Source organism: Microcystis sp. M109S1 (genome assembly GCF_020247025.1).
In the GTDB taxonomy this organism is placed as follows: Bacteria; Cyanobacteriota; Cyanobacteriia; order Cyanobacteriales; family Microcystaceae; genus Microcystis.
This window is the reverse complement of sequence record NZ_JADBRW010000179.1, coordinates 1-12,185: the sequence shown is the minus strand read 5'-3', so window position 1 is coordinate 12,185 and position 12,185 is coordinate 1. Positions and strand designations below refer to the sequence as shown.

Genomic DNA, 12,185 nt, shown 5'->3' with positions numbered 1-12,185 from the left:
CGTAAGTCCACATGGTAAGAGCGAAAAACAATTAAATACTGTGGGACACACAGAAATTTACGCTTGGGGAGTAGTCTTTAAGAGTGCTTACCTTGTAGGTGTAGTCGGACTAGACATGAAACTGTAAGACCAAAATTAGCTCTGCTAGTAGCGGCAAGATTCAGCCCAAGAATCTCCGCACTTTTAGGGCGGAGAGTGTCAACTCCTAAGTATTTCGTTTAACAAAGGCAATTATGGATATTTTGACACTTGGTTGGGTTAGCATTCTCGCCCTTTTCACTTGGTCGATCGCCATGGTGGTTTGGGGTCGTAACGGTTTCTAGGTAATCTATAGATACCATGGAAACATCCCTGATTCTTAACACTCTCTTTCTAGTCGCCTTAATTCTCCTCGTTGTCGTTAGTGGTGGCATTCTCTACCTGACGACTACAGAATGGCGGGATCGCCGTCGTCAAGATGGCGATAAAAAATTAGGAAAATAATCCTGAACAGGTGTACTTAATTGCGCCTGTTTTTTCTTTACTATGATTAAAATACTGCACTTATCGGATATTCACATGGGGAGTGGTTTTTCCCATGGGCGTTTAAACCCAAAAACGGGATTAAACACGCGTTTAGAGGATTTTATGGGCAGTTTGAGCCTCTGTATCGATCGGGCTATTGCCTCCCCTGTGGATCTAGTGCTTTTTGGGGGAGATGCCTTTCCCGATGCCACTCCTCCTCCTTTTGTTCACGAAGCTTTTGCCAGTCAATTCCGTCGTCTTGCCGATGCTGATATCCCGACGGTGTTATTAGTGGGTAATCACGATCAACATTCTCAGGGTAATGGCGGTGTCAGTCTCTCCATCTATCGTACCCTAGCGGTGCCGGGGTTTATTGTTGGCGATCGCCTGACCACCCATCGCATCACCACCCGCAACGGCGATATCCAAGTAATTACTTTACCTTGGTTAACCCGCGCCACTCTCTTAACCCGTCCCGAAACCGAGGGTTTATCCTTGAGTGGGGTAAATGAATTATTAATTAACCGTTTGGAACCAGTTTTAGAAGGAGAAATTCGCCAATTAGATACAAGTTTACCAACAGTTTTATTAGCCCATTTAATGGCCGATCGAGCTAGTTTAGGAGCGGAAAGATTTTTAGCAGTTGGTAAAGGTTTTACCGTACCTTTATCGCTGCTAAATCGTCCACAATTCGAGTATGTTGCCCTCGGTCATGTTCACAAACACCAAAATCTTAATCCTAGCAATGATCCGCCCATTATCTATCCCGGTAGCATCGATCGAGTGGATTTTAGCGAGGAAAGAGAAGATAAGGGCTATGTTTTAATAGAAGTGGCTAAAGGAGAGGTTAAATGGGAATTTTGTCCTTTACCCGTGCGTCCTTTCCGTTCCATCGAAGTGGATGTTTCCGAGGCTGAAAACCCCCAAAAAGAATTGCTGAAAGCTCTCAAAAAACACGATATTCAGGAAGCAGTTATCCGCTTAGTTTATAAAATTCGCAGTGAACAATTAGAACTAATCAACACCAATCAGCTTGACGAAGCATTAAAAACTGCCCATAGTTATAGTATTCGGGCTGAGTTAATTAGTCAATTAACCCGTCCCCGTTTACCGGAATTAGGGGTGGGTAATCAATTAGATCCTATGGAAGCGTTAAAAGCTTATATCGATAATAAGACAGATTTGCGCGATATTGTCGATGATATGTTAGAGGCAGCCCAGCTTTTATTAAATCAACAGCCAGAAATTTGGCTAGAGGAAGAAACCTCGATTTAGCTATCAGTTATCAGTTATCAGTTATCAGTTATCAGTTATCAGTTATCAGTTATCAGTTATCAGTTATCAGTTATCAGATGTAAGTTTTAAGTTATCAGATGTAAGTTTTAAGTTAATTAGTTAGTTATCTTTATCTTTATACCTGTTTACTGTTTACTGCTCACTGAAACATTTTACCTATCCCTGTTTAAACAAGCCATGAGTTTATGTCTTAATCCCGATTGTCTATATAACAATGATCCTACAGATAAATTCTGTCAAAAATGTTGCTTTCAATTATTACTAAAAGATCGTTATCGTGCTATAAAATTAATTGGTCAAGGAGGTTTCGGTAAAACTTTTCAAGCAATTGATGAGGATAAACCTTCTAAACCTTATTGTGTGATTAAACAATTTTTTCCTAGCGCTCAAGGCAGTAATGCTCTCAAGAAAGCGGCGGAATTATTTAAAGAAGAAGCGATTAGTTTAGATAATCTCGGTCAACACCCACAAATTCCCTCCCTCTATGCCTATTTTACCAGCAATGATGGGCGACAATATCTTGTTCAAGAATATATTGAGGGAGAAAATCTAGAACAAGAATTACAAAGCGAGGGAGTTTTCAATGAGGAAAAGATCAAACATCTTTTATTAGAAATTTTGCCAATTCTTGATTTTATCCATGCTAAAAGAGTCATTCATCGGGATATTAAACCAGCTAATATAATTAGGAGACGCAGCGATAATAAAATAATTTTAGTTGATTTCGGTGCCTCTAAATTCATGCCCATTGCTAATCTTTCCCTGACAGGAACAGTGATCGGTTCGGCGGGATATATCGCCCCGGAACAAAGCAATGGCAAAGCGATTAATAGCAGTGATTTATATAGTTTGGGAGTCACTTGTATCTATTTATTAACGGGAATATCTCCCTTTGAATTATTCGATGTGAGTGAACATGAATGGGTATGGAGACAGTACCTGATTAATAATCCTGTTAGTGTTGAATTAGGTAAAATTTTAGATAAATTAATTGAATTTGGCACCAAAAAACGTTATCAATCAGATGGGGAAGTCCTGCAAGAGTTAGCAGTAAAATTAGCCGTCGTGATTCCGCCAAAACCCCGATCACAGAATACAATTCAAGAAACGGTTTTGCCAGTTTTTCCAGCCGCCACCAGGGAGGAAATTAACCTCAAAAGTGCCAAGGAAATTGATTACACTAACCTACGGGATTTCTTAGCGCAAGAAAAATGGCAAGAGGCAGATCAAGAAACGGCTAATCTATTCTTAAAAGTTGCCGATCAAACTAAAGAAAAATATCTTAAGATAGAAGACATAGATAACTTTCCCTGTGAAGATTTAGCCACTATCAATCAACTCTGGTTAAAATATAGTCAGGGAAAATTCGGTATATCTGTTCAGAAAAGAATCTATGAAAGTTTGGGAGGAAGCGGCAATTATGATCAACAAAAATGGAACGCTTTTGGAACAAAAGTCGGTTGGCGAGTTAATAACAAGTGGTTATACTACGATCAAATTACTTTCTCTCTCAAAGCACCCTGGGGACATCTCCCCACCCTTGTGTGGGGTGTGGGGGGTGGCATAATTCTTTTTTCTCGTCTGGAAACCTGTGCCATGGACGGAGTTTCTAGCAGGGGATAAATTGACTTAAAAACTTTTCTGGAGAATTAAACAATTTCTCCCTTCGCCAGTGCGGATATATTGTAAAGTATCAGTAAAAGAACGCATAAAAATTAATCCTCGATCGCTTTCCATTTCCAAAGGTGCGAGGGGATGTTGTTGTAGAGAATCAAGTTTTGCTTGCAGATCAAAAGATTGACCGTGATCCCATATTCTTATTTCTAGAGAATGGGACTTTAAAGTTAATTCTAGATCGATCGGTGTAGTCGGTGGTAAATGTTGGTGAGCGTAACGGACAGTATTAGTAAATCCTTCTGCTAAAGCCACCTTACACTGCCAAAGCACCGAGTCGGGTAGAAAAGAGCGGCCGTGAGATTCAAACCATTGTAGGACTGGGATTAAAGCTGCCAATTCCGTCTGGACTTGTAGATGGAATTGGAGGGGGAAAGAAGGGGAATTTAAGACTTCAGAAGGCACCACTGTTTTTTTGAAAGAGAATCAAAATTGTTTTAAAAATCAGTTGTAGATCGTAGCCTAAACTCCAATTTTCTTGATAGCGCAAATCTAGTTGAATTACCTCTTCAAAATTACTCACCCGAGAGCGACCATTCACCTGCCATTCTCCCGTCATACCGGGTTTTACATCTAAACGTTGCCATTGGGGAACATCGTAGCGTTCCACCTCATCGGGGGTGGGAGGACGAGTGCCAACAAGACTCATTTCACCGGTGATCACATTCCAAAACTGGGGCAATTCGTCTAAACTGGTGCGACGTAAAAATTTTCCTACCCGGGTAATCCGGGGATCATTTTTATTTTTAAAAAAAGCTCCCTCCGCTTGATTGGGGATTTTATCCTTGAGTGCTTCTGCATCCACACACATGGAACGAAACTTAAGAATTTTAAATTCCTTTCCCAACCAACCGCAGCGGGTTTGACTGAAAAAAATTGGACCGGGACTGTCTAACTTAATAGCGATGGCAATGGGGACAAAAATAACCCCCGTGATTAATAAACCCACGATCCCACCAACAATGTCAAGACCGCGCTTTAACCAACTGCGAATCGAGGGATGGGTTTCCGGTAGATGGTTTTCATTGGCAGTAAAGCTCTTTTCTTGGGCTGCTAGGGGGGAGGTTTGGAAAGTGAATAATTGATCTAGTCCCGTAATCGATAAAACCCCCATCACTGGGGGATGGACGTTAGCCAGCACTAACTCGATATTTTCTGCCCTGGCCGCTTTGAGATTATGGACTAAAGCACCCACACCACTACTATCCATAAATTGAGTGGCATTCAGATCCAGAATGACTTTTTCGGGAGTGGGTGTTTGGGCGATGAGATGGTGAAACAGATCCTTGAACTGTACTGCTTCCAAGACAGTCAAGCGATCCGGCATCCGCAAAACCGGATACTCCATCGGAATGATCAGAAAACGTGTTTCAGGAATTTGGGAAGTCATCGACACAAAGAGATGGTTTGATAGATGAACAAGGCCTGATGACCCACTTAAATGTTTACTACACTTTTCCCCAAATACCAATGGGTAATGTCAGAGATTACCTGTGATTATCGGCTAACGAATCTCACCTAGGGGCGGACGGCCTTGGGTTTGGGCCTTCGCTTTGGCTGCACCCTTTCTCAGGGCATCTAAACGGGTCTCATAACGCTTACGCAGACGACGGTTAGGGGTTTGTTCAATTAGGGTTTTAAAGGCACTGCCTAGGCTCTTGTAGGCGTTGGGGAGAGAATAACCGAAACGGGTGGCCAGGGCGATCGCTTTTTCATCAGCTTCGATCGCTTCTTTGAGAATTTTATCGCCATTATTTTTGCGCCAGAGACGATAACCGGAAATCCCACATAATCCCATGGCCAAAAGCAATAATAAACCATCCTGTACCCATAATTCCCCCACCGCACCACCTAAGCCAATAGCGAGGGCGGCCATTTCCCAGCCTTCCCGGGGAATACTATCATTTTGAATCCTGGCGACTTCATGCCAAAAGAGCAGATTACGCTGATCAATGGCTAAATTTTCCCATTTGGCTAAATCTATCTGAATTTCTACCTCATCTCTGCCAATTTCTTCACAACGGATCAGGGGGGGGTTAACCTCTGTGGAACCTTCTACCGTTACCCAACTTTGTAATTCTGGCGGTAGTAGGGTTTTTAGGCGCCGAAGTTCGCTCATTTCGGCTCGTGCAGAGGAGGCCGCATAAGATGTCATAGATTTTTTACCTATTCTCTACCAATGACGATGATTTCTATTTTCGATCATAGCGGTCTTTTTTGTGATCTTGGCAGCTTTTGGCAGTAGAGAGCATTTTCAGTTGTCGGTAATCAGTGAGGGAAGTGGGGAGACCACTTCGTGCGCGTTGCGGGGGGAAATGGGGAAGTGGGGAAGTGGGGAGTGGGGAGAAATAATCCATAACTGGGTTTTTAAGGTTCGATTGGGAGTCAATCATACTATTAAAAACCGATTTGGTATTATTCGCAAAATATAGGCTGTAACTTTTGCCGACTAATGCTCAAATATATCTTTGTATTGCTGTAAATCTAAAGCGGTGAAGATGGGGATACAACTAAAGCATTTTTGGGCTAATTCCCATCTTTCTTCTCTTTGCAGCATCACAATTAATTTATCTCGCACTGACAATAAATAGCGCACATCGTTAGCAGCATAACTCAGTTGTTGTGGGGTAAGATTAGCGGCATTTCCCCAATCAGAACTCTGAGCGGTTTTGTCTAATTCTATGCCTTCCAATTCCTGCACGAGGCTTTTTAAACCGTGACTGCTGGTATAAGTCCGAGCCAGTTTACTGGCGATTTTGGTGCAGAAAATCGGTTGAGTGGCAATGCCAAAAGTTTGGGACAATTGAGCCACATCAAAACGGGCGAAATGAAAGACTTTTTCTATCTGCTCATCCTCCATGACCTTTTTCAGATTAGGAGCCTCTGTTTGCCCCCTAAAAACCCGAATAGCGGTGACAAAACCACTGGGATCACAGAGTTGAATTAAACACAGTCGATCGCGCCCTGGAATTAATCCCATAGTTTCTGTATCTACAGCGATCGAATTAACCCCTAAATAACGGGATAATAGGTCATCGCTTAAATCTCGATCGCACACTTGAAAATTGTCTAAGTTCATATAGTTAGGGGTTAGGAGAGCTTTTTTCAGTGATCAGTAAACAGTAATCAGTAATCAGTAATCAGTAATCAGTAAACAGTAAACAGTAATCAGTAATCAGTAATCAGTAAAAAGACAGCACTGTTAATGCCATTTAATACTCCTTACTTAAGACTGTCCACTGAAAACTCAAATCTGATAACTCAAATCTGATAACTGATAACTGATCACTGATCACTGATAACTGATGTTAAAAACTGGTAATTAAATTAAAATATCATTGGGGGGATTTTGTCAACGCTTTTTAACAAAAAGTTGTGTAAAATAATATTCGCCAACATTATTTTTAGCGATACCGATACCGGTGAGATTATAATCACCAACCATATTTTTTTGATGGCCGGGGCTATTAATCCAACCCTTGACGGCAACGCTAACGGGGTCAGGATATCCCTTCATAAAAGCCAAATTTTCGCCCATTTTTTCTAAAGGAATCTTCCTTTGTACTGCCTTGACTCTTCCCTCAAAACCATCATGACTAAAAGGAGCCTGTTTATGGGCCATTTTTTGACTAAATAAGCGAGCTTCATGACTAATACGAGCATCGAGACGTAGGGGCGGTAAATTTTGAGAAATTCGGTAGCGATTAACTTGATAATTAGTGTTTTCTTCGAGGGTGATTAAAAAAGATTGATTCTGGATAGGATCGTAGCTAAGAGGATTAGTAGAAACGGGAGCGGATTGACGTTTTAGAAATATTTGAGTAAAGTATAACTTCCCTTGATTATCCGTCGCTACTCCAATCCCGGTACTATCAAAATCTCCCTCCATATTTTCCCGATGACCTTGACTTTTAATCCAGCCATCCACAGCAATCATTACCGGGTCATCATAACCTTGATTAACTGCCACATTTTCCCCCACCGCTTGATAGGGAACCGAAACACCAATAGTTTGCGCTCTTTTGTCAAAATCTTGATGACTAAAAGGAACTAAACCCGAGGCCATACGTTGGCTATGTAATCTTGCCTGTTGCGAAATTGCTCGATTTAACAGTAGGGGAGATAAATTACGAGATTGACGATAGCGATTGACCTGTTGATAGATTTTATTCTCTAAAACAAGTAAAGTTGCCGCATCTAAAGGAGAGGGAGAGGGAGAGAAAGATGGCACGAGTTCCGTAAAAGAGCTATAGTTTAAGGCGCTACAGGCCATTAAACTTGTCGATACAAGCATCAAAATTCCTAACCGATAAGGTTTCTTAAAAAAACTTTTCATCAAAAAAATTGGGTCTGAAACCCCGCCGTTCTAGGTTGGATTTACTGTTAAATACTAGCGCATTTACAGGATATATGCCAGAACGTCAGGTATGGGGAAAGCCGATCGCTACCGATTTTACCCAACACCAGAACAAGAGTCGCTATTGCGGCGCACCTTGGGCGGTGTAAGATTAGTTGACAATAAAGCTCTCCATGTCAGAACACAGAGAAATCACAGCGAAGGGGTTTTAGTTGAATTTCGCCATTTCCCCATTTTCCCAGTCTTGGTGGCGACCTGTTGACCAGAGGGGGGTAAATCTGTCAAGGCAGCCGCGAAACCCGGTAAGGGACCCCAAGCAGAAACCCAAATCGTCAGGTTTGGAAATCACCGTCCGGCCCCGGCGGTGAGGATGTCAACTTTTTGGTGCAAGGGTCAAGACTTGTTAAGATCGATCAAGCCGCTCACTCAAATTTACCACTTCTGTGGCTCTCATTTATGGTAATCGACTTTCTGCCCTTCACTATCAATATTTCCCCGGCCTTTATTGCCGGTAGCTGTCTCTGGTCTTTAGCATTGTATCTGGGGTTAGCTGGGGTGCGAAATTGGTTTATAGAAATTTTCTATGGCTGGTTTAATTTTGCCGAGCGTTTCCTCTATACTTCCCTAGAGGAGTTTGAAAAAACTCGCGTCGCCAGAGAATCCCAAAATGCTTTTTATGCCTCTATCTTTAGTATTATTCCCTTTCTCATTCTCGGCGGTTTCTCCGATTGGTTAATCGAGATTAGTTTAGGAAAAAGTTGGCCGATTAGTGTCGGTATTCTCGCCTGTGTTGCCTGTGGTGTCTATGAATTAGGACGGCAGGACGGCAGCGGTAATCAGTAAATTAAGCTGTTAACTATCTCAATTACTTCTTAGGACTGCACAGGGGTGGCAGGTTAATAGGTTTTAACCCTTGACTAGCGCTCAATCTTTTCCTTCCAGACGATTTCTATGTTTATTAAGGGTCTTTTGTAGTAAATTCAAAACCTCATTAGCAATCTCAATAACTTGATGGGTTCCAAAACCGGCCTGAGTTAATTCTTTAAAAAAAGCCTTAGCGACAATTTTGGCTAATTTCGGGGGATAAGGAGGGACAGCGATCAAATGTTCGGACTGAATTTCTGCTATTTCTCTAGTCACTGCCATAGCCACAAAACGAGATTTTAACATCCCTTGCAAATGAAAAATTTGCAGGGATTGGGCAGCCTGTTGAGCGAATAACTGCAAGATTTCTAAATCTAATGGTTCAAAATGTTTTTTGTCTAGGGGAAAACTGAGATTAATTACTCCGATTACCTGCTCGTTTAGGATAATCGGTACGGAGATAAAACTATTATTATTTGATCTTTTGGGATAAGGGGCTGCAGTGGAAAATGGCGATCGAGTGATATCCTTAATTAGTAAAGGGTTCCCTGTGGCCGCTACACTGTCGGCAATAACTTGATCGAGTTTAATTATTTCTTGATCAGCCAAAGGTGATAGATCATCATAATGGGCAAAAACTTCTAGATAATCGGTAATTTCCCCTTTTAATTCCTGTGGAGAGCTTAACATAATTGAACAGTGCCGCGCTCGCAATTGATGAGCGCTCATACTAGCTATTTTCCGAAAAATATCTTCGAGATTTTCCTCGACATTCAAGACAAGAGCCAGAGCCGTTAATTTGGGGTTAAAATTATCCATGTATTCAATCATTTATTCAGTCCGAGTTTAGGCTTTCAGGGTGAGGGTGACATTCCCCATATCCCTGTTTGTCTGAGTCTATAGCTTGCCATAGCATCTCATGGAAGGGCTTTTTTACTCGCTAACTGCTCTATTGTAGATGTGCTGAAAAACTTCTGTATTTCTCTTGTTTTTTGTCTTCCCTCTAGCTACTCTGATCTAGTAGGTCAGACGAGTTCAACCTGACTTGAGTGAAAGATGGTGCGTTTTCTCTGGGCAATTTTGGCCGGTGTGGGGATGGGGTTAACAGTAGCGCCGGTTTCTTGGTGGTTACTCGCATGGATTTCTCTCGTCCCCCTGTGGATTGTTGTGAGATTAGCGGAAAAATCCCTAAAAAAACAGCTTTTATACGGTTTTGGCTGGGGTTTTGCCTACCATGGTCTGGCTTTATTCTGGATCACGGGAATTCACCCGATGACGTGGATGGGTGTCCCCTGGTTAGCGAGTTTGTTAATTGCCCTGTTTTGTTGGTTGTTTATTACTTTTTGGGGAACGGCGATCGTGCTAACTTGGACGTTAGTCATGTTTTATGTCAACAAAAGTCTTAATCAGTCATCTTTTCGGGATGCCCTCCTACGGGTTTTCATCGGCACTGCCCTCTGGTGTGGGTTAGAATCTCTCTGGAGTCAATCCCCTCTCTGGTGGACTACCCTTGCTTATAGCCAAAGTCCCCATAATTTATTGATTCTGCAATTGGGCAAATTATCGGGTTTTACGACGGTAACGGCGGCAATTGTGGCAGTTAACGGTTTAATCGCCGAAAGCTTGCTCCTAATCCGTCAATCGCGGCAAAATCTCGCTTTTCTCTCTTTACCCCTCCTCATTTGTTTTAGCCTCCATCTCTGGGGATGGAATGTTTACCATAAACCGATCGAAAAGTCAAGGGATTTAGGGATAAAAATTGGCGTCATTCAGGGCAATATTGCCAACACGATTAAACTTTCGCCCCTGGGATTTCAAAAGGCGCTCGAAGGTTACACCTCTGGTTATCAAATTCTGGCCGATCGAGGAGTAGATGCCGTCTTAACTCCTGAAACGGCCTTACCCTACTATTGGGAGAACTTAGTCAATAATAGCTCGATTTATTCGGCAATTTTAGCCAAAAAAACGCCGATCTGGTTAGGTGCATTTGGCAAGGTGGACAAGGGTTATAACAATAGTCTCTTGACCATTGATGGCGAGGGACAGGTGATTAGTCGGTATGATAAAGTAATTCTCGTGCCTTTAGGCGAATACGTTCCTTTTCAGGAAATTTTGGGCGGAATTGTTGATCGCCTTTCTCCCTTGCAAGCGCATTTAATCCAGGGAAATCCTGATCAAATTATTGACAGCCCTTTCGGTAAAATAATTGTGGGCATTTGTTACGAGTCGGCTTTTTCCGAACATTTTCGCCGTCAAACTGCTAGGGGAGGCGAATTTATTATTACCGCTTCTAATAACGCCCATTATAGCCACGCCATGCCCGCTCAACACCATGCTCAGGATACCATGCGAGCGATCGAAACCGATCGATGGATGGCCCGGGCCACCAATACAGGTTATTCTGCTTTTGTGGATCCCCACGGTAATCACCTTTGGCTATCGGATCTGGATAGATATCAAATCCATAGCGAAACAATTTATCGACGGGATACGAGAACTTTATATGTGCGCTGGGGAGATTGGTTAACTAAAGTTTTAATCATTACTGCCGGACTAGCTTGGCTCTGGAGAGCTTGGGATTAAGATGACAGTGGTATACTTTTTCGTGAATAAACTGTTAAATAACCTAAGTTTTTGATGCAATGAAAGAGCAATTTGTCAAGTGGTTGAATAGAATCTTAATATTTGATGTGTTTTTAGTAATAGCGGGCTTTCTCTGGTTTGCCCTGGCTGTTATCGGTGAATCCACGGGAATTCCCCTAGGATTTAAACTTTTTCAGCGTCTTTGGCTGCCCTTATTCAATCCTGCTATTAGTATTTTAATTGCGGGGGCGATTGTCAGCTGGGCGATTAATAAAATTCAAGAGCGCTGGTCCCCTAAATAGGGTCTGCTGAAAGAAGCTAAAAACCTTGCTGGATAAGACTTTTAGACTTTTTTGAAATCCAAAAGTACCAGATATGGGAGTGATCGGGGGTAAAATTGAGGTACTTTTTCCCTGAAAATTAGGTAATTGACCCCCTCAAAATCGGTAAAACCCCACACCCCACACCCTACACCCTATACCCTATACCCAGGAAAAACTTTTTGCCGCAAATCCTAGTTCAGATTCTTGACTTTCGTAGCGAGATGATTCCCGCTCCCCTAGAAGTTATTTTTCCTAGTTGATAAAAATGGCTCTTCGGTAATTGTTATGCAAATAATTAACTTAAAATAAAATTCGATGAGAGTGCCTACGCCTAAAAGTAGCTGAAATCTATACAGGGAGAGACTTACGGCACAAATAGGTTAATACCAAAAGATAGACAATTGAGTTAAAATTTGATATAATCGCCAAAAACCCGAGTATTTTACTTATGATGCTTGACAAATTTTTGAACCTAACAGGAACGTCTATTCAAGGCTATCTACACCTAGAAAATATCGGTATAGTTGGCCGAATCGAATCGAAAAATCAAAAAGCAACCTGTCCTCGTTGTCGGTTAGAGAGCG

At 42.0% G+C, this 12,185-nt stretch carries 13 protein-coding genes and 2 pseudogenes; 9 read left to right on the top strand and 6 right to left on the bottom strand.

All coding sequences use genetic code 11. From position 1 onward, the window contains the following. Window positions 1–233 precede the first annotated feature (233 nt). The 4 genes from petN to IM322_RS08780 all read left to right on the top strand — a co-directional run bounded on the left by petN (window position 234) and on the right by IM322_RS08780 (window position 3,423). The gene (gene petN / locus IM322_RS08795) at window positions 234–323 is read left to right on the top strand and encodes a cytochrome b6-f complex subunit PetN (protein WP_012265708.1); all 90 of its coding nucleotides are present in this window, start codon (window positions 234–236) and stop codon (window positions 321–323) included. Between the two features lie 16 nt (window positions 324–339). Next, window positions 340–483: a hypothetical protein gene (locus IM322_RS08790; protein ID WP_002768280.1), complete on the top strand. Its 144-nt coding sequence runs from the start codon at window positions 340–342 to the stop codon at window positions 481–483. A gap of 42 nt (window positions 484–525) precedes the next feature. Next, on the top strand, window positions 526–1,779 hold the full coding sequence (gene sbcD, locus IM322_RS08785) for an exonuclease subunit SbcD (RefSeq protein WP_287676473.1): 1,254 nt from the start codon (window positions 526–528) through the stop codon (window positions 1,777–1,779). Between the two features lie 198 nt (window positions 1,780–1,977). Beyond that, window positions 1,978–3,423 (top strand): serine/threonine-protein kinase, encoded by a 1,446-nt coding sequence (locus IM322_RS08780; RefSeq protein WP_287676474.1) that lies wholly within the window; start codon window positions 1,978–1,980, stop codon window positions 3,421–3,423. Between the two features lie 6 nt (window positions 3,424–3,429). On the opposite strand, the gene IM322_RS08775 is transcribed toward IM322_RS08780, so the two are convergent. The 5 genes from IM322_RS08775 to IM322_RS08755 all read right to left on the bottom strand — a co-directional run bounded on the left by IM322_RS08775 (window position 3,430) and on the right by IM322_RS08755 (window position 7,810). Further along, window positions 3,430–3,882, bottom strand: a complete 453-nt coding sequence (locus tag IM322_RS08775; RefSeq protein WP_287676475.1) for an ATP-binding protein — start codon at window positions 3,880–3,882, stop codon at window positions 3,430–3,432. Further along, on the bottom strand, window positions 3,869–4,864 hold the full coding sequence (locus IM322_RS08770) for an anti-sigma factor antagonist (protein WP_190719505.1): 996 nt from the start codon (window positions 4,862–4,864) through the stop codon (window positions 3,869–3,871). Before IM322_RS08770 ends, IM322_RS08775 begins: the two co-directional genes overlap by 14 nt. A gap of 114 nt (window positions 4,865–4,978) precedes the next feature. After that, window positions 4,979–5,629, bottom strand: a complete 651-nt coding sequence (locus IM322_RS08765; RefSeq protein WP_286825618.1) for a DUF3318 domain-containing protein — start codon at window positions 5,627–5,629, stop codon at window positions 4,979–4,981. Window positions 5,630–5,923: 294 nt separating this feature from the next. Then, complete coding sequence (locus IM322_RS08760) at window positions 5,924–6,553, bottom strand: ribonuclease D (RefSeq protein ID WP_287676477.1); 630 nt, start codon at window positions 6,551–6,553, stop codon at window positions 5,924–5,926. Window positions 6,554–6,826: 273 nt separating this feature from the next. Continuing rightward, window positions 6,827–7,810, bottom strand: a complete 984-nt coding sequence (locus IM322_RS08755) for a CAP domain-containing protein (RefSeq protein WP_287676478.1) — start codon at window positions 7,808–7,810, stop codon at window positions 6,827–6,829. A gap of 91 nt (window positions 7,811–7,901) precedes the next feature. Here IM322_RS08755 and IM322_RS23680 point away from each other — a divergent pair. Together IM322_RS23680 and IM322_RS08745 are read left to right on the top strand one after the other, a co-directional pair. Further along, window positions 7,902–8,018 (top strand): annotated as a pseudogene (locus IM322_RS23680) (helix-turn-helix domain-containing protein); the annotation flags it as partial. 269 nt (window positions 8,019–8,287) lie between these two features. After that, window positions 8,288–8,674, top strand: a complete 387-nt coding sequence (locus IM322_RS08745) for a hypothetical protein (protein WP_002799133.1) — start codon at window positions 8,288–8,290, stop codon at window positions 8,672–8,674. Window positions 8,675–8,755: 81 nt separating this feature from the next. Here IM322_RS08745 and IM322_RS08740 read toward each other — a convergent pair whose 3' ends face one another. Then, window positions 8,756–9,514 (bottom strand): GAF domain-containing protein, encoded by a 759-nt coding sequence (locus IM322_RS08740; RefSeq protein WP_287676481.1) that lies wholly within the window; start codon window positions 9,512–9,514, stop codon window positions 8,756–8,758. 237 nt (window positions 9,515–9,751) lie between these two features. On the opposite strand from IM322_RS08740, the gene lnt reads away from it, so the two are divergent. The 3 genes and pseudogenes from lnt to IM322_RS08725 form a co-directional block, all read left to right on the top strand. Then, entirely contained in the window at window positions 9,752–11,278 is a 1,527-nt protein-coding gene (gene lnt, locus IM322_RS08735; protein ID WP_287676480.1) for an apolipoprotein N-acyltransferase, read from the top strand. Between the two features lie 59 nt (window positions 11,279–11,337). Then, window positions 11,338–11,580: a DUF8620 family protein gene (locus IM322_RS08730; RefSeq protein ID WP_286824385.1), complete on the top strand. Its 243-nt coding sequence runs from the start codon at window positions 11,338–11,340 to the stop codon at window positions 11,578–11,580. A 469-nt stretch (window positions 11,581–12,049) separates the two neighbouring features. Beyond that, a pseudogene (locus IM322_RS08725) lies at window positions 12,050–12,185 on the top strand (ISL3 family transposase); the annotation flags it as partial.